This window comes from Fulvivirga lutimaris (assembly GCF_009711525.1).
Lineage (GTDB): Bacteria > Bacteroidota > Bacteroidia > Cytophagales > Cyclobacteriaceae > Fulvivirga > Fulvivirga lutimaris.
This window is the reverse complement of sequence record NZ_SMLV01000425.1, coordinates 18,258-36,431: the sequence shown is the minus strand read 5'-3', so window position 1 is coordinate 36,431 and position 18,174 is coordinate 18,258. Positions and strand designations below refer to the sequence as shown.

Annotated in this window: 14 protein-coding genes; 11 read left to right on the top strand and 3 right to left on the bottom strand. The window is 37.8% G+C overall.

What is annotated here, in order from left to right; translation table 11 throughout:
• The 3 genes from E1140_RS17835 to E1140_RS17825 are packed head-to-tail and all read left to right on the top strand — an operon-like array spanning position 1 to position 4,543.
• A complete protein-coding gene (locus E1140_RS17835) occupies positions 1-3,498 on the top strand; it encodes a PKD domain-containing protein (protein ID WP_155187180.1) in 3,498 nt (1,165 codons plus the stop codon).
• A 2-nt stretch (positions 3,499-3,500) separates the two neighbouring features.
• On the top strand, positions 3,501-3,902 hold the full coding sequence (locus E1140_RS17830) for a lipocalin family protein (RefSeq protein ID WP_155187176.1): 402 nt from the start codon (positions 3,501-3,503) through the stop codon (positions 3,900-3,902).
• Positions 3,899-4,543: a porin family protein gene (locus E1140_RS17825; RefSeq protein WP_155187173.1), complete on the top strand. Its 645-nt coding sequence runs from the start codon at positions 3,899-3,901 to the stop codon at positions 4,541-4,543. Before E1140_RS17830 ends, E1140_RS17825 begins: the two co-directional genes overlap by 4 nt.
• Here E1140_RS17825 and E1140_RS17820 read toward each other — a convergent pair.
• The gene (locus E1140_RS17820) at positions 4,538-5,689 is read right to left on the bottom strand and encodes a cysteine desulfurase family protein (protein WP_155187171.1); all 1,152 of its coding nucleotides are present in this window, start codon (positions 5,687-5,689) and stop codon (positions 4,538-4,540) included. The two genes, E1140_RS17825 and E1140_RS17820, sit on opposite strands and share 6 nt — an antisense overlap.
• Positions 5,690-5,693: 4 nt before the next feature.
• Positions 5,694-7,082 carry a phosphoglucosamine mutase gene (gene glmM / locus E1140_RS17815; protein ID WP_155187168.1) on the bottom strand — a complete coding sequence of 463 codons (1,389 nt, stop codon included), beginning with the start codon at positions 7,080-7,082 and terminating at the stop codon, positions 5,694-5,696.
• A 160-nt stretch (positions 7,083-7,242) separates the two neighbouring features.
• On the opposite strand from glmM, the gene E1140_RS17810 reads away from it, so the two are divergent.
• Positions 7,243-8,049, top strand: a complete 807-nt coding sequence (locus tag E1140_RS17810) for a calcium/sodium antiporter (RefSeq protein WP_246203013.1) — start codon at positions 7,243-7,245, stop codon at positions 8,047-8,049.
• 25 nt (positions 8,050-8,074) lie between these two features.
• Positions 8,075-8,209, top strand: a complete 135-nt coding sequence (locus tag E1140_RS21960; protein WP_281350435.1) for a hypothetical protein — start codon at positions 8,075-8,077, stop codon at positions 8,207-8,209.
• Positions 8,210-8,211: 2 nt separating this feature from the next.
• Here the strand turns inward: E1140_RS21960 and E1140_RS17805 are convergent, their stop codons facing one another.
• Positions 8,212-8,442, bottom strand: coding sequence for a hypothetical protein (locus E1140_RS17805; protein ID WP_155187165.1), 231 nt, complete (start codon positions 8,440-8,442; stop codon positions 8,212-8,214).
• 81 nt (positions 8,443-8,523) lie between these two features.
• On the opposite strand from E1140_RS17805, the gene mazG reads away from it, so the two are divergent.
• From mazG to E1140_RS17775, 6 genes are all read left to right on the top strand, one after another.
• Positions 8,524-9,348: a nucleoside triphosphate pyrophosphohydrolase gene (gene mazG / locus E1140_RS17800; RefSeq protein ID WP_155187162.1), complete on the top strand. Its 825-nt coding sequence runs from the start codon at positions 8,524-8,526 to the stop codon at positions 9,346-9,348.
• A gap of 257 nt (positions 9,349-9,605) precedes the next feature.
• Positions 9,606-11,054 (top strand): alpha/beta fold hydrolase, encoded by a 1,449-nt coding sequence (locus E1140_RS17795; RefSeq protein WP_155187159.1) that lies wholly within the window; start codon positions 9,606-9,608, stop codon positions 11,052-11,054.
• A gap of 2 nt (positions 11,055-11,056) precedes the next feature.
• Positions 11,057-12,286 carry a DUF418 domain-containing protein gene (locus tag E1140_RS22055; protein WP_155187156.1) on the top strand — a complete coding sequence of 410 codons (1,230 nt, stop codon included), beginning with the start codon at positions 11,057-11,059 and terminating at the stop codon, positions 12,284-12,286.
• Positions 12,287-12,555: 269 nt separating this feature from the next.
• Positions 12,556-14,490 (top strand): monovalent cation:proton antiporter family protein, encoded by a 1,935-nt coding sequence (locus E1140_RS17785; protein ID WP_155187152.1) that lies wholly within the window; start codon positions 12,556-12,558, stop codon positions 14,488-14,490.
• A gap of 83 nt (positions 14,491-14,573) precedes the next feature.
• Positions 14,574-16,319 carry a sensor histidine kinase gene (locus E1140_RS17780; protein ID WP_155187149.1) on the top strand — a complete coding sequence of 582 codons (1,746 nt, stop codon included), beginning with the start codon at positions 14,574-14,576 and terminating at the stop codon, positions 16,317-16,319.
• Positions 16,320-16,434: 115 nt separating this feature from the next.
• Positions 16,435-18,156, top strand: a complete 1,722-nt coding sequence (locus E1140_RS17775) for a sensor histidine kinase (protein ID WP_155187146.1) — start codon at positions 16,435-16,437, stop codon at positions 18,154-18,156.
• Positions 18,157-18,174 lie beyond the last annotated feature (18 nt).

Genomic DNA, 18,174 nt, shown 5'->3' with positions numbered 1-18,174 from the left:
TTGCTTAGAATCATAACAATATTGCTTACGACACTTATGTCATATGGTGTCTTGCTAGCGCAAGATGACATCATAGCTATGGAGTACTACATTGATGATGATCCCGGTGTTGGATTAGCTACTGACATACCAATATCTCAAGGTCAGTCAATTGATATAAATATTACGATACCAACCTCAATGATGGGGTTATCAGAAGGGATTCATTTATTAGTAATAAGAGCTCAAAATGCATCGGGAAACTGGGGGGTATATGAAGCACGTAATTTTTTCATCAAGAGCAATGAAGATACAACTCCACCCTTGCCTGTTAACCTAACTGATATAGAGTATTTCGTAGATTTGGACCCTGGGGTTGGCAACGGGGTTTTATCACCTATTTCACCCAACACCACTGTGGATTTAAATGAAGTTCTTGATGTTAGTGCTTTGTCAAATGGCTTTCATACAGTTTCATACCGAGTAAAAAATGCGAGTGACAAATGGGGATTTTATGAAACTAGAGTTTTCTATGTACAGAACCCATTAAATCCAAACCCAACGCCAGAAGATATGGTGGCACTTGAATATTATTTTGACGTTGATCCAGGCCAAGGAAATGGAACAGCTATAACCATTACGACAGGTCAATTAATAGATGTTCAACAGCTATTACCAAATGGTTTAACTTCAGGTTATCATGTCATTGGTATCAGAGCACAAGACGCATTAGGCAATTGGGGGTTTGCCGAGACTAGAGTGGTATACGTGAATCCCGGTGGTAATATGAGTAGCACTCCACTGAAAATAACTGATTTAGAATATTTTTATGGAGATGACCCAGGCTATGGTAATGGAGCATTAGTAGATGTTGAACCTGATGATGTTGATGTTGATATTGCCAGCTTATTAATTCCTTCAGCCTTGGACATTCCTGTGGGAACAAACAAAATAAGCTTCAGAGCACGAAATGAAAATGGGCTTTGGGGGTTCAAAGAGACCAGAGAGTTTGAGGTGATTGACGATTGCGCTCAGCCTACTGCCAACTTTGATATTTCGTTAGCCTGTGCAGGTGAACAAATAACCTTCACAGACTTAAGCACTGATATCCAAGGAGATGCTGAGTACAGATGGTATTTTAACGGAGATGAAATTGTAGACAGCAACATTATAGGCAATGCAAACTATACATTCACCAACCCTGGCACATATGAGGTTTCCTTAGCAATAAGTCAAGGTCAAATTTGTTATGATAGTGTTGGAGTTGAAATCACTATAAAACCAAAGCCTATTGTTGTCTTTAACACCGATCGTGTTGAGGTTGGCTCCATTACATCTTATACTGTAGATCAATTTAATGTTGACCCTGCTTCAACCTGGTCTTGGGATTTTGATACTGATGGAATAGAAGATGATAATACGGCCGGCAATACCCAAAATACCTTTCCTGCAGCGAGCTCCTATTTGACAACGCTTGAAGTAAGTGATGGACTTGGCTGCAGAACAACCTATTCAAAAGCAGTTACGGTAGATCCGGTATCGACAGGAGGTGGGCCCAATGCTAGTTTCTCTGTTCAGCTAGGATGCGCTGGAGCAGCTACCCTTTTTCTAGATAACTCTACTGACATTCCACCTGGCTCAACCTATAGTTGGGACTTTGATGATGATGGTCTCGAAGACAGCAATACTGCAGGTAGTGAACAGTTTGTTTACACAACATCAGGAATGTATACAGCTACCCTGACTATAGAAACTGGGAGTGAAACACTCACTCATTCTGCTATAATAGAAATAGCAAGTGAACCATTAGCCTCTTTTACATTTGAGAATAACTGTGAAACCACAGTAATAGATTTTATTGACAGCTCTACAGGATTATCATCAGGAGCAATATATAGCTGGGATTTTAATAATGACGGCATTGAAGATAGCAATCTAGCCGGTAACGTGAGTTATGACTACTTATCAGCTGGAAACTATATTGCTATTTTGTCAATCAGCAACAGCACAGAATGTACTGACGAGCATATTTTGAATATTACAATACCAGAAGCTATAATTCCGGATTTTTCTGCTGCGACATCTTGTGCAGGAACATCAACAGCATTCACAAATGGATCAGTAAATACTACCAGTGCAACTACTTATTCGTGGGATTTTGACGGAGATGGATTAGAAGATAGTAACAGGCTTAATCCAACTTTTATATATCCATTAGACGGATCATATAATGTTGAGCTCATCGCCACATCTTCAGAGGGGTGCAGTTATATTGCGGTACAGACAATCACAATCATAGAGAAACCGCAGCTCGACTTTAGCTTAGAGTCAGCTTGTGTTGGAGACCCTGTGATATTTACAAATACTTCATCAGGCCTAAATGATTCGGCTATAGTTTCGTGGGACTTTGACAGTGATGGTAAAATTGATAGCAATACAGATACTGATGAGTTCACTTACTTAGATGATGGCCCATATTTCGCAAGATTGACAGTTGATAATGGCTCTGGTTGTATTGAAGAATTGGTTAAAGAAGTAATTTTTAACAATGCTCCTGTTCCAAATTTCAGTGTAAACAATGGATGCATTGACAGCGATGTTATATTCACAGACCTTTCTTCAGGCACAGGTGCAAATACTACTTATAGTTGGGATTTTGATGGAGATGGGGTTATCGATAGTGAAGTGCCGGGGAGTGTTAGTTATTCCTATAGTAATGCAGGTAACTATGGAGTTGAATTAACAATCAAATCAAATGGGTGTGAGGCCTCCACGATTACGGAAATCGAAATATTTGACAAGCCAGTGTTTAGCTTGCCAACAGAATTTGAATTGTGTGAAAGTGAAACCTTAACGATAGATGCAGGCCCTGGATTTACTAACTATTTATGGAGTGATGGATCAAACAATCAAACTTTAGATGTAACAGATGCAGGGATTTACAGTGTTGAAGTCACTGACATTAATGGTTGTAGCAATGAAGCAAGCACTGAGGTACTGATTAGTCAGTTGCCTACTGCGGAATTTAACATACTTTATGAGATAGCAGAGCAAAGTGTAACTATATATTTAGAAAATCAATCGCAGAATGGTAAAGATTACCTATGGGACTTTGGCAATGGACAGACTTCAACAGAATTAAATCCCGTTTATACTTACAACGATATTGATGTATTATTTGGCGCTGTTTATGAGTTGTGTTTAACCACATTCAATGATTGTAATCAAACCACCTCATGCCAGTTTGTGAACCTGACAGTAACTGGGGCCGAGGACTTGCTGAGTAAAGAATTGAGTGTTTATCCAAATCCTAGTTATGGAAATGTTTTCATTTCATTTCCTGAAAGCTGGCTTTCGAGTGACATTAAGATAAATATCCATTCGCTAACAGGTAAAAAAGTATGGTCTACAACACCTGAACGGCCAATGATAGAAGTTACAGGTCTCCAACATGGATCATACTTTATTCATGTTAAGGTTAAAGAGGCGAACTACATTCAAAAACTAATTGTGAATTAATCATGCTGAGGTCAAAATACATACTTCATTTCTTCATAATTATAGGTCTGTTTTCATGCGGAAGTTCAGAAAAACCAGATCTATCATTTTTCTTAAGCAAAGAATGGAAAATGACGAATGTATACATTAATGGAGTTGAACAGGATACAGATTTATCAGCATATAGAATAAAATTAAATCAAGATTTAACTTATACCCGAACTAACCTAAATAATGAAACGGATGAAGGTACATGGCAGTTAGTCAATGGTGATCAGCAGATTGAACTTAGCAGTAATTTGGGTATTGAGGAATATCTAATTGTTGAATTACAATTTCGCCTTCTGGAATTACAAGTTATCCAAAGAAGCGACAAGGTTGGCTCTACAGAATTCAGGTATGTACTAGAACCTATACGTCCATGAGACTATTAATTACATCACTTTTAATTTTATCCATTTCTGCCATAACTCATAGTCAGGTAAGGATAGGCCCGAAAGCTGGGTTGACGCTTTCTCAGCAGAGCTTTGACTCAGATTATCAAGTTCTTAAATCAGGAACAGAATTTGGAGCCATGGGAAACGTGCCTTTGACAACTCAAATCTATCTACAAGCTGAGCTGTTAATGACTACTAAAGGTTATAAAGAAGAGTTTGGTGATGACATTTTTGATCAATTAACCAGCACATATTTACAGTTACCAGTCCTGCTTCAATACAGGTTTGGTAATAAAATAGAATACTATGGAGTCCTTGGAGTTTATGCCGGTCGTTGGACAAAAGGGAAATATAGGTCAAGAATCGAAGCTGAAACCAAAATTATTGAGGAAGACTATGTATTTACCAGCAGCTATAATAATGAAGGGTTTAAAGATAGTAGGCAAGAGATAGGTGCTATAGCAGGACTTGGACTAATTTACCCACTTTCTATAAATCATCTTATTCTGGATGTTCGCTACAATTATGGACTTACTGATACTTATGACCTTGAAACCAAACCTGAAGGCTATAAAAAACATGCTAATAGAAGTATAGCAATAACTTTAGGTATCCTCTTCTATTTATAAGTTTTTCACTGCCAACTCACTATAAAACTCAGCTACCTTTTCTGCAGCGTAGTCTATCTCTTCAGGAGTGTTGTACTTACTGAATGAGAATCTTACCGCACCTCTAGTTGGATCAGAATTAATGCCTGAAAGCACATGGGATCCTTTAGACGCTCCGCTTGAGCAAGCACTTCCACCAGAAGCAGAAATACCATTTATGTCCAAAGTAAATAGAAGCATGTCATTGTCTGGAGATGGCGGTAAACAAACATTTAATACCGTATACAGGCTTTTGTCCTTATTTTCTGATTCCCCATTAAATCCAACACCTTCAATAGTATTCTTCAATTTGGAGATCATCCGGTCTTTCAACCCCTGGATATAAACCTGATGTTCTTCCATATCTCTGTAGGCTATTTCCAAAGCCTTGGCTGTACCTATAATGCCGTAAACATTTTCTGTACCTCCACGCATATTACGCTCTTGAGCACCACCATGAATGAATGGAGCAATTTTCGTATTCCTATCAATATACATAAATCCAGCACCTTTTGGTCCATGAAATTTATGTCCTGCTCCAGTGATACAATGTAATTTCAGCTTTGATAAATCGTGTTTATAATGACCCATGGTCTGAACAGTATCAGAGTGAACTATTGCGTCATAACTTGCGCATAGCTCTCCCAATCTGTCAAGGTCTATAAGATTGCCAATTTCATTGTTGGCATGCATAAGAGACACCAACGAGCGGCTATTGGTTTTTAACAGCTCTTCCAGATGATCAAAGTCAACATTACCGTTATCATCCAGGTTTACAAAGCTGAGCTTAATTTTGCCTTGCTTTTCAAGGTTCTCTAATGTGTGAAGCACCGCATGGTGCTCAATTTTAGAGCTTATAGCATGTTTTAAATCATATGTATCAATTGACGAACAGATGAGCGTGTTATCAGCCTCAGTTCCTCCAGAAGTGAAGAAAATTTCACTCGGAGAAGCATGAAGTAATTCTGCTACAGTTTTTCTGGCATATTCAATTGCTGAACGCACCTTTCGCCCATGAGAATGAGTAGACGATGGGTTGCCAAAATTTTCAAGTAAGTAAGGCTTCATGGCCTCAAATACTTCACTATCTATAGCTGTTGTTGCTGCATTGTCCAGATAAACATTCATGATTTTATGCTTTAGCTGTAATTATTTCTTTAATGTCGGAGATTATTTTCTTTGCCAGATGTTCGGCAGTTGCCTCTGATTCTGACTCTGAATATATTCTTATTATTGGCTCTGTGTTAGACTTTCTTAGGTGAACCCACTCCTGATCAAATTCAATTTTCACACCGTCTATGGTGCTGATCTTTTTTGAAGCATATTGCTTTTGAATTTCAACCAAAATTTTGTCTACATCCACCTCTGGAGTAAGCTCAATTTTATTTTTAGAGATATGGAAATTTGGATAACTCGCTCTAAGTCGTGAACAGCTTTTTCCAAACTTGGCCAAATGCGTTAGGAACAAAGCAATACCCACCAAAGCATCTCTACCATAATGTAATTCAGGATAAATAATACCTCCATTTCCCTCACCACCAATTACTGCATTGGTTCTCTTCATTTCCTCTACAACATTTACCTCACCTACAGCTGATGATGTGTAAGTACACTCATGCTTTTCAGTAACTACTCTTAATGCCATGGATGAAGACATGTTAGAAACGGTATTCCCTTTATTGTTAGATAAAATATAGTCAGCAACAGCCACAAGAGTGTATTCTTCACCAAAAGGAGTTCCATCTTCCTGAATTAGCGCCAATCTGTCCACATCTGGATCTACTACAATTCCCAAGTCAAATTTCCCTTTCTCCATTTCTGAAGAAATATGATTTAGGTTTTCTGGTAGTGGTTCAGGGTTATGAGGAAAATGCCCAGTAGGCTCGCAATAAAGCTCTGTAACCTTAACCCCCATTGCTTTAAGCAATCTCGGTACTGCAATTCCTCCAGTTGAATTAACAGCATCAACAACAACACTAAACTTGCGCTCTTTAACGACCCCTACATCAACTAGAGGTAATTTTAAGATGATATCAATATGCTTATCGATATAAGAATCATCCGTTTTTAACTTCCCTAAGGACAGTACCTCAGCAAATTTATAGTCATTTGACTCTGCAATTTTTAGTACTTCCGCACCATCATCTCCTGAAATAAACTCACCCTTACTATTAAGAAGCTTCAGCGCATTCCACTGTATAGGATTGTGGCTGGCTGTTAAGATAATTCCACCTGCGGCATCTTCAGCAGGAACTGCCATTTCTACAGTTGGTGTAGTTGAAAGACCAAGGTCAATAACATCTATTCCCAACCCTATTAATGTATTCACTACCAAACCACTAACCATCTCACCGGAGATGCGCGCATCTCTGCCAATAATGATTTTTTTCTTGCCACTTTGCTTTACAGCCCAACTTCCAAATGCCGCGCTGAATTTAACAATATCTAACGGAGTTAATCCCTCACCAGGCTGCCCTCCAATCGTTCCTCTTATTCCTGAAATGGATTTTATTAAAGTCAATTTTTACTAGGTTAAAATGAATATGCAAAGTTAGCATTTTCATTTTAATCAGGATTTGTGACTTTAATTTATTTATGCGTCTCACTGATAATTCTTTTCTTATCAAAAGAACAAATAGCTATAACATTATCAATTACAACTAATTACAAATCAGTATTTTATGATCTATTTTCTCTTTATCCTAGGGTTTATATTTCTAATAAAAGGTGCAGACTTATTGGTCGATGGGGCATCTTCAATAGCAACAAGATACAATGTATCTCAAATGATTATTGGGTTAACAATTGTCTCTTTTGGAACATCACTACCTGAACTACTGGTGAACGTAACAGCCAGTTTTGGAGGTAATCCCGGTCTGGCCATTGGAAACATCTTTGGTAGTAACATTGCTAACATCTTATTGATTTTAGGCATAAGTGCTATAATTAGGCCTTTACCTATTTCAAAGAATATCTATTTTTCTGAAATTCCATTCTCACTAGTGGCCACACTTTTGGTTGGTTTTTTGGCAAACGCTGCCTTACTTTCTGATGTAAAATCACTCACATTGAGCAGAATTGATGGTGCCATTCTACTTCTGTTTTTTGTTCTCTTTATGGGCTATATATATGTGGTTTTTAAATCAGATAATGAGAAAATTGATGCCGCAGCTCAAAAGCCGGAACCTACACACTCTATGAATAAGTCCATCTTATATATCTTTTTAGGCTTGATAGGACTATATTTTGGAGGTGAATGGGTGGTTAATGGTGCCACAACTATTGCAAGTCAATTTGGGCTTAGTGAAACTTTTATAGGATTAACAGTTGTGGCAATTGGCACCTCCCTTCCTGAACTTTTTACCTCTGCAATGGCTGCCTATAAAGGCAACACGGATATAGCCGTGGGTAATGTAGTTGGTTCTAACATATTCAATCTCTTATGGATACTAGGTGTTAGTTGCTGTCATAAGACCTCTGCCTTTTGATGTAGCCAGCAATACCGATATAGTTATGATAGTTGGAGCAAGTGCCTTACTATTATTTGCTGTTGCAGTTGGGAAAGGTGCTCGTATTGTTAGGTGGGAAGGAATGCTATTTGTGGCGGTATATATTGCCTATATTTCCTACCTGGTGTTTAGGGGCTAAGCTTATGAAAACTTAGCCATTACTTTGTCTACTTCATTATCAGGATTTCCACAAGATTCATCTCCTGTCATGGTCTTACCACAGTAACCGCATTGCGCGCCTTCTTTATTTAAATAGGGGTTTTGTGAAGCACACGTACCTTTAAACTGTCCATCCTTTAAAAAAATTAGTCGCACCGACATCAGGATGAAGAATAAGGCCACAATTCCGATTCCCAATAGTAATGTAGTCATGTTTCTTTATTTTTAAGCAAAAATACTGATTCACTAAGGAAATAACAGCAATCGAATCAAAGTTTCTGAAAAAGGACATTCATGAAAAAAATTAAAACAACTCCAGATCTTAATCGCAAAGCCAAATTAGAAGCATTTGACAGGCTGCTTACCATCATGGATGAACTTAGAGAGAACTGCCCCTGGGATATGAAACAGACCATGGAAAGCTTGAGGCACCTGACAATTGAAGAAACCTATGAGCTTACTGATGCCATTATTGAAAATGATATGGACGAAGTAAAAAAAGAGTTGGGTGACCTTATGCTACATAACACTTTCTATGCTCGTATAGCCTCAGAGAAAAATGAATTTGATATAGCCGATGTACTTAATAGTATTTGTGAAAAACTAATCAATAGGCACCCACACATTTATGGAGATGTAGAAGTTGAAGATGAGAAAGCTGTTAAGGAGAATTGGGAGAAGATAAAGCTTAAGGAAAAAGGCAATAGCAAAAAATCAGTTTTAGGTGGTGTGCCTAAATCATTACCAGCCATGGTTAAGGCGATGCGGATACAGGAGAAAGCCAGAGGTGTTGGGTTTGACTGGGAAAAGAAAGAGCAGGTTTGGGAGAAAGTAGAAGAAGAAATGAATGAGTTCAAGGCAGAATTCAATATTGAAAACGAAACAGAAATTGATAAAACCAAAGCTCAGGCTGAGTTTGGTGATCTTATGTTTTCACTAATTAATTATGCGCGCTTTTTAGATATCAACCCTGAAGAAGCCTTAGAAAGGACAAATAAAAAATTCATTAAGCGTTTCAATTATCTCGAATCTGAATCTGAAAAGGATGGTAAAAAAATGGGCGAGATGACTTTAGATGAGATGGATAGGTATTGGGAGAAGGCAAAAAGCCTTAAGTAACAGGCTAGGATTTTGGGGACTACTTGTGTAATTTCAATGTGCAAGGAGGTTATTGTTTATAGTTGGTTCAAATAGATTACTCATAGCATCGGAATAGTCTATTGCCTTATTACTAAGTGTGAGATTTTGTCTATTGATGCTGGTATTCATCCTGATGATTTGTAATACCATTATATGAGTTGATATGTTGGGTGAACCACTCATAATCTCAAAGATGATTTTTGTTTGGCTGCCCCTGCAAACAAAAACCTAATGAAATGAAAAAGCTTAATATTCTTATTTCCGCACTTCTAATAGTAGGTATGCTGGCATGTAGCAATGAAAAATCTGAGCCAGTCATTTTTGATCAATTGAATTATTTCCAGCCAGAAGGATTTCAGGACTCCATTTTAATCGGAACACTTGAAGTTTTTGAAAATAGAGATAAATCTATAGGTAGGAAAATTCCCCTATTTGTAGCAGTTACACCTGCACTAAATAGGGACAGCCTAAAAGAACCAATTTTTATCGTTGATGGAGGCCCTGGAGTTGCTGCCTCAAATCAATCTTATTTTTATACTGAAGAAGATGATACTTTCCGCAAGTATCATGACATAGTTTATATCGATGTACGTGGAACAGGAAGATCTGGGCCACTCCATTGTATTGACATACAAACTAAGGCTTCCCCACAGGAACACTTTCAACACCCTTATCCAAAAGAGGAATTGATGTCCTGTATTGAAACCTATAAAGATTCGGTGGATTTCAATTTTTATGCAACAAAATATATCGCAGAAGATATGGAAGAGGTTCGTAGATGGCTGGGATATGACAGGATCAATATTTTCGGGACATCTTATGGCGGAAAAGTGTCACTCATGTATATGGATCGGTACGCTGATAAGGTCAATCGAGTAGTATTACATGCACCGGATGCACCAAATATTGGGTACACTGCCAATAGAGGTAAGTGGTCTGAGCAATCCCTTCAAAAAGTGTTCAGCTACTGCTTACAGGACCCATTATGCAAAGTAGCTTTCCCTGAAATTATGAATGAGTTTATTGTCTTAAAAAGAAGACTTCAAACAGATACTGTAACTGTTCCGGTTGATTTCAACGGGGCTACAATGCCCTTAAACATCAAATGGTATCCTGTTGCCGCCAAGATATCTTCTTATTTATATGATGACTACACCTATTCACAGCTTCCATTCATCATTCACGAAGCCTTTCTTGAAAACTACACCCCTTTGCTTGAAACATTCAACCTAAGCGATACTACCACAAGTTATTTCTATGCTGATGGCATGTTCTTGTCCAATATCTGTGCTGAGGAGATTCCACATCAGGCAGCTGATTCCTCAGAACACGCCTCATTTTTAGGCGACTATATCTATAAAACAAGAAAAGAGGCTTGCGAAACCTGGCCAGTAAATCCGGTAGACCGTTCGATGTATGAGTCAGTAAAATCAGACCTACCGACATTGATTATTTCTGGTGGATTTGATCCAACTTTTTCATTAGAAACCGGAGAATTAATTGCAAGCACTCTTACAAATAGCCAGCGAGTCATTATCCCTTATATGGGACATACGCTTGGTGACCTGAGCAATCTGGCATGTTACGATAGGAATGTCCTCCGCTATTTCGATGGAGAAACTCTTGTTTTGGAGTGTTTTACACAAATGAAGCCACGGGCTTTTAAAACTAAAAACTCCGAATAACTGTGGCTCTCAATCAGAACAACACCATCACTCCGGTACCACAGGCTGACCGTATTGAAATCCTTGATATACTTCGCGGGTTTGCTCTATTTGGGATTCTCATCATGAACATCATCAATTTTAGTGGTTATGACCTTCAATCAGATGTCACCAAAAGTTCCTTTAGTACCTATCAAACAGATCAGATTTTAATCAGCACAGCCCGAATCTTCTTTGACGGAAAATTCTACACCATTTTTTCCATTCTGTTTGGCATTGGTTTCTCCATTATCATGATGAGGTTAAAGAGTAAAACAGACAACTGGAAAGTGATCTTTTATCGGAGGCTATTGATCTTGGCCATCATTGGTTATTTGCATCTTCAGTTTCTTTGGGCTGGTGACATACTTCTGGCCTATGCTCTTATGGGGTTTTTACTACCACTATTTGCAAACTTCGGTAACCGTAAGCTACTCATAACCTCGGGGTTATTGCTTCTCACTTCACTTGGTATTCATACACTCGTTGCCATATTTGATTTCATGCCGGGTCAATGGCTTGAAAACAATGGTTTGGTCATCGATACAAAGAACGGAATCCCTGAAGATGATAGATGGAGAACTTATCTTTTTGATCCTGCTCACGGTTGGCAAGAATTCTGGAGGTGGAATCAGCCAGGGCTACTATTCAGGCTCTCAGATCTTTTGAATAGTAATCGGTTTTTCAAAATTCTCGCACTTTTTTTACTCGGTTACTACATCGGGAAGAACAATTACACAAACTATAATGTGACAACCAAACCAATAATAAAGAGCATTACGCTTTATGGATTTGTAATTGGAATACCTGCCAATCTCGCTTTTCTATATTTTCATAATGATGGAATACACCTCCCAGACATGCTCGGTTTGTGGGACTCATTAACCCAAATCATTGGAGGTGTATCGCTCGCAATTGCAATTATGGGTGCACTTACGCTACTGTATTTTAATGGATACAAATGGCTCCAATGGTTTGCTCCAATGGGTAAAATGGCATTAACAAACTACCTTATGCATACTGTCATTTGTATAAGCATATTTTATTGTATTGGCTTTGCCCTTGGTGCTAAAATGGGGCCTTCATACACCTTTCCAATAGCCATTATTATTATTCTTTTCCAAATGACATTTAGCAAACTATGGCTCAAGTACAACAATTATGGACCTATGGAGTGGCTTTGGAGGAAATTGACTTATGGGAAATTAAACTAACTGAGATGAAATACACCAAGATCATATTATTAAGTCACATGGAAGGTCCCGGCATATCGATCCAGAAAATGGCAAATCACAGATAATGAGATGAGAAAAAGATTCCAATATCTGGCAGTAGAATCTGCTATAGATAGAAAGAAATTAACACATATAACTTCTGATCAGATGGATCAATATTGGAACAAACCAAAAACTCTTAAGTAAAGGCTAAAAAATAAGATAAACTTTAAGTATTTTCCTGTTTCTATTAAGAGTGAATCAGGCCTATGAACGACATCCAACAAGTCTTTATTCTTTTTCTTGGTTTCGTAATTGTTGCTATTGCAGCAAATCAAATCGCCAAAAAATTTCAGGCTGTTAAATTACCCTTAATCACAGGGTTGCTCATCATTGGTGTTGTTTCTGGCCCATTCTTTTTGAATTTAATTCCCTCAGCATCTAAACTCAATCTTCAATTTGTTAATGATATATCTCTGGCCTTCATTGCCTTTGCCGCGGCAGCAGAATTATACCTAAAAGACCTAAGAGGCAGGCTGAAAAGTATTAAATGGATGACCTTTGGTCAGCTTGTAGTAACATTTATAATGAGTGCACTTGCAGTGTATCTGCTGGCTGACAGCATTCATTTTATGCAGAAAATGGATAAGTCAACACGAATTGCAGCCGCCATTTTAACTGCTACAATTTTTGTGGCTCGTTCTCCAGCTTCTGCTATAGCCATTATCAATGAAGTCCGTGCAAAAGGACCATTTACCCAAACGGCAATGGGTGTTACCGTTCTAAAAGACTTTTTGGTAATCATATTATTTGCCATTTGCATGTCACTGGCCAATGTCTTGGTCAATGGGGCTCAAATTGACTTTTGGTTTTTAATAATAATAATAGCTGAATTAGCAGCCTCTTTTATCATTGGATACTTACTTGGAAGAGTTTTAATTCTACTACTCTCTTTTAGAATTCACACCTATGCTAAGATTGTGTATATCCTAAGTTTAGGGTTTAGCATCTATCTCTTATCTTATTTTATAAAGGACTACACTTACCTTCACTTTGGAAAACAATTTCATATTGAGCCCCTTCTGATATGTATTCTGGCAAGTTTTATTGTTACCAATTACAGTAAATACCGACATGAGTTTATCAAACTGCTCGAGGACGTTGGCCCGATAATTTATGTATGCTTTTTCACTCTTGCAGGTGCAAGCATGTCTTTGGACTTATTGCTCAAAGTATGGCCAATAGCATTGTTGTTCTTTTTTATAAGGCTTGTAAGTATGATTATAGGGTCATTTATTGGTGGGTCACTAGCGGGAGATCCTCCTCTTTACAATCGCATTGGTTGGATGCCCTACATCACCCAAGCTGGTGTAGGTTTAGGTTTAGCTACTATTGTTGCTAATAATTTTCCGTCATGGGGAGCTGAGTTCTCCACACTGATTATTGCTGTTATTGTCATTAATCAGGTCGTTGGACCGCCATTCTTCAAATGGGCGCTTAGCATGGTTGGTGAAAGTCATCAAAAAGCTGAAACTCCGGTATTTGATGGAGTAAGAGATGCCATCATTTTTGGATTTGAAAGTCAATCTGTGGCTTTGGCAAGACAACTAAAAGCACACGGATGGGAAGTTAAACTGGCTACTAGAAGAAAGGATGTAAATAAAGATGAATATCCAGACATAGATATTAGAGAAATTGATAGTATAGACCTTGATTCGCTAAATACGCTGGAGGCTGGCTTGTCAGAGGCAGTTGTTTTAATGCTTACTGATGATGAGAATTACGAACTCACAACAAGAATTTATGAGCATATTGGAACCAAGGATATAATTGTAAGGCTTAATAACCATTACAATTTCGACAAATTTCATAAGCTAGGGGCACTAGTGGTAGACCCTTCAACAGCAATGGTGAGTTTGATGGATCATTTTGTGAGATCACCACAAGCCACCTCGTTGCTATTAGGTATGCAAGAAGGACAAGACACTATTGACCTTCAGGTCTTAAACCCTAACCTATTTGGACTCCCTTTAAGAGAGATGAGGTTACCTCAAGACGTTATTATTCTATCTATCAGGCGTAAAGGTCAGATGATCATTTCCCATGGCTACACCAGGCTTAGGAAAGGGGATTGGCTTACAATGGTTGGCTCAAACAAAAGTCTAAATAAGATGACACTGCTTTTTGATAGCTCTTCTAATTAATAGGCCTAACCTTGAATTAATCAATAAATATTAGCTTTGTACATCCATTGGTATGAGTACAAATTCATACTTGTTTTAATTTAATGTCAGAAAATAAAGATTATAGTGGCAAAGAGCTTGTGACAACAGACACCTTTGGTGTTTGGGCATTGGAAAAGAGAGTCAAGCTCACTAGGAGCATTGCTTATATAGGGCTCATTGTATCCACAATCTATCCCATAATTGATTACCTCAATGAGGCCTACCAATATATCCCGTATTATTTTATTTTAATCACCGGAAGTATTGCAAGTCTTGTACTATTAAGGTTTGGAAAGTACACCGCTTCGAAAATGGTGCTCTTATTATCTGGCGTAGCACTGGTAACAATACTTGCTTCCTGGGAAGTTCAGGATACAGGTGTTTTCATGTACTTTTTCGTTGTTGCTGTTGGTTCATTAACACTATTTGGGGCCAACGAAAAGATTAGTTCATTAATAATTGTAATTGCGAGCATTACCGCCTTTTATATAGTCTATTTTACGAATTTGGTTCAGTTTGAAAAGCTCCCGCTCACTCAGGATTATATTGAATTAAGTTTTTTCATTAATTTTTCTATCTGTGTTATCGCTTTGATAACGATGGTCTTCTACATACTGTCGATTAATAAGAGATATGAAGAAAAAATGTATAACTCGCAGACTCAGTTAATTGAGCTAACCAAAGAATTAACTGAAAGCCGTCAACGTTTTGAACTGGCCATTCAAGGATCAAGTGTTGGTATTTGGGATTGGGATGTACAGAGCGATCACCTTTTCATTAGCCCTTTATTGCTTAAAATTCTTGACTATACAGATGAAAAATTAGTCGGGGTTACCTCAGAACGATTATTTAGAATTCTGCATCCTGATGATAAGGAAAGGTTTGAAACTGCGCTTAATGAACATTTTGACAAAAGTACACCTTTCCGAATTGAATGTAGATTAAAAAAGGCCGATGGTAGCTACATCTGGGTGCTAGACACCGGTCAAGCCCAATGGGATAAAAAAGGCACGCCAATCAGAATGGTTGGAACTGTTTTAGATATTGATGATCGAAGAAAGGCCTTTAAAACGGTTGAAGAACAAAATGAATTACTGGCAAAGACTAATGAAGAACTAGACAGATTTGTCTATAGTACTTCTCATGATCTTAAAGCTCCTTTAAGTTCGATATTGGGCTTAATAAACGTGGCAGAAATGTCAAATGATCCAAAAGAGTTCGGTGACATTCTTTCCAGAATGAGAAAAAGAGTTGGTGCTCTCAACGGGTTTATTGCAGAAATTATTGATTACTCAAGAAATACGAGATTAGAAGTTGAATCTTCTTCCATTAATTTGAAAGATCTCATTGTTGAGGTTATTGATGGTTTAAAATACTATGAAGATTCTCAAAGAATCGATATCAAAATTGAATTTGATGATGATCTGCTCATCAGCTCTGACCGAGGAAGATTAAAAATCATTCTTAACAACCTTATTGCTAATGCCATTAAGTATCACAATACAAGTCAGGAAAATCCTTTTATTAAAATCCAGTGGGATTTTAAAGAAGGACTTGGGGTGATAAAAATAGTGGACAATGGTACTGGCATAGACGACAGTCTTCAAGATAAAGTGTTTAACATGTTTTTTAGAGCAACTGAAAGCTCCGAAGGATCAGGTCTTGGTCTTTACATTGCCAAAGAAATGACCGAAAAAATTTCAGGTCAGTTGTCATTTGAATCAAACATAGGCGAGGGTACAACTTTCTTCATCCATATTCCTTATAAGCCAATACTAGAAAAAGTAACCACTACCCAGATAAGATAACCGCCATGTTGATCTGATCCAATAACAGCCTCTTACCGAACCCTTAACTCACTGTTTATTAGCAAATAAGCTGCAATAATTATAAATTTACCCTCATAGAAGTTAGAGACAAGCGTTGAACCAATCAGAAAACTCACAATTTTTCCGAAACCTGTATCTCGGAAGTCATTCTAATATAGAAAAGACGGACACCGCTAAGCGCGCCATTCTAACTGGTCAACTAAGTCTATTCTGTGCCTTTATAGCTGTATTCTATACTTTCTTTGATTTGTGGCAAGGTGCTGAAAGCTCATTTATAGTTTATCAGCTATTATTCGTGCTTTCTTTAGGCTCATTTTTTATTAATAGAGCTGGCAAGCATCAAGTGGCCACCTTTATGCTACTTCTTAGTGCCAATCTTATTTTGTCATTCTCTGCAGAAAAGGAAGCTCAAGAGACAGGCGTATTTATGTTTTTTATTCCAATAATTGTTGGCTCATTTGCCCTTTTCGGTTTTGAGCAAATGAATAAGGCCATAGCAATGTCCATATTCTCGCTCATACTATGTCTGGTTATATATAAGTATGAATTTGATTTTGTCCAGAAGTCAGTAATTCCTCCTGGTGGTGTGCAGCTCAACTTCATGTTTAACACTACGATTTCTGCTATAACAGCATGCATCATAATCATTTTTATTCTAAGACTTAACCACACTGCCGAACTTAAGCTCGAAAAAATATCTGAAGAGCTAAAGATAAATAAGGACAGGTTCGAACTCGCCATTCAGGGTTCAAGTGCTGGTATTTGGGACTGGGATGCCATCAATGACAAACTTTTCCTTAGTCCATTGTTGATAGACCTTTTGAGATACCCTCCAGAAAAGTATGAGGATATGACCTCTGATAAATTGAATAAGGTTATGCACCCTTCTGACCTTCCTAAGATAAAGGCAAAACTAAAGGAGCACCTTGAAAACAGGGAGCACTTCTATAAAGAGGTTAGAATTAGAAAAGGTGATAACACATATATATGGGTACTCCTATCTGGCCAGGCCCAGTGGAATGAGAAAGGTGAACCCATTAGGATGGTGGGCACACTTCTGGATATTAATGACAAGAATAAGGCATTTAGAAAAATAGAAGAGCAAAATACACTACTCGAAAAAACCAATGAAGAACTCGACAGGTTTGTTTATAGTACTTCACATGACTTAAAGGCCCCTTTAAGCTCGATAATAGGACTTATACAATTGGCACGAATGACCGATGCTCCGGATGAGCTGAATGAATACCACAACATGATGGAGAAAAGAATTCATACCCTCAATGGGTTTATCTCTGACATCATCGATTACTCAAGAAATACAAGATTGGGCATTGACAAAGAAAGTGTCTGCCTCAAGCCATTGATAGAAGAGGTGGTTGAAGGACTACAGTTCTATGAACACTCAGAATCAATAGACATTCAAATTCTAATTCCTGAGGATATCTCTGTCGAGACAGACAGAGGAAGACTAAAAATTGTTCTCAACAACCTTGTAGCCAATGCCATTAAATACCATGACATGGCCAAAACCAATCCACATATTTTAATAACCTGGGAATTAAAAGAACAAACAGGAGTGATTAAAATTGAAGATAATGGAACTGGTATTGAAGATGATCTGCAAGACAAAATTTTTAATATGTTCTTTAGAGCCACACAAAAATCAGAAGGTTCAGGTCTGGGATTGTACATTGCCAAAGAGATGACCGAGAAAATATCAGGCAAGATCACTCTTGAATCTACCTACGGAGAGGGTACTATCTTCTTACTTGAACTTCCTTATCAAAAAGTTATGGAAGAGGCTAATGCCTAGCAATTAGATCATTTTTAT

Coding starts and splice junctions, on each gene's coding strand:
- E1140_RS17830 (WP_155187176.1), top strand. CDS start 3,501: ATGCTGAGGTCAAAATACATACTTCATTTCTTCATAATTATAGGTCTG.
- E1140_RS17825 (WP_155187173.1), top strand. CDS start 3,899: ATGAGACTATTAATTACATCACTTTTAATTTTATCCATTTCTGCCATA.
- E1140_RS17820 (WP_155187171.1), bottom strand. CDS start 5,689: ATGAATGTTTATCTGGACAATGCAGCAACAACAGCTATAGATAGTGAA.
- E1140_RS17810 (WP_246203013.1), top strand. CDS start 7,243: ATGATCTATTTTCTCTTTATCCTAGGGTTTATATTTCTAATAAAAGGT.
- E1140_RS21960 (WP_281350435.1), top strand. CDS start 8,075: ATGATAGTTGGAGCAAGTGCCTTACTATTATTTGCTGTTGCAGTTGGG.
- E1140_RS17805 (WP_155187165.1), bottom strand. CDS start 8,442: ATGACTACATTACTATTGGGAATCGGAATTGTGGCCTTATTCTTCATC.
- mazG (WP_155187162.1), top strand. CDS start 8,524: ATGAAAAAAATTAAAACAACTCCAGATCTTAATCGCAAAGCCAAATTA.
- E1140_RS17795 (WP_155187159.1), top strand. CDS start 9,606: ATGAAAAAGCTTAATATTCTTATTTCCGCACTTCTAATAGTAGGTATG.
- E1140_RS17785 (WP_155187152.1), top strand. CDS start 12,556: ATGAACGACATCCAACAAGTCTTTATTCTTTTTCTTGGTTTCGTAATT.
- E1140_RS17780 (WP_155187149.1), top strand. CDS start 14,574: ATGTCAGAAAATAAAGATTATAGTGGCAAAGAGCTTGTGACAACAGAC.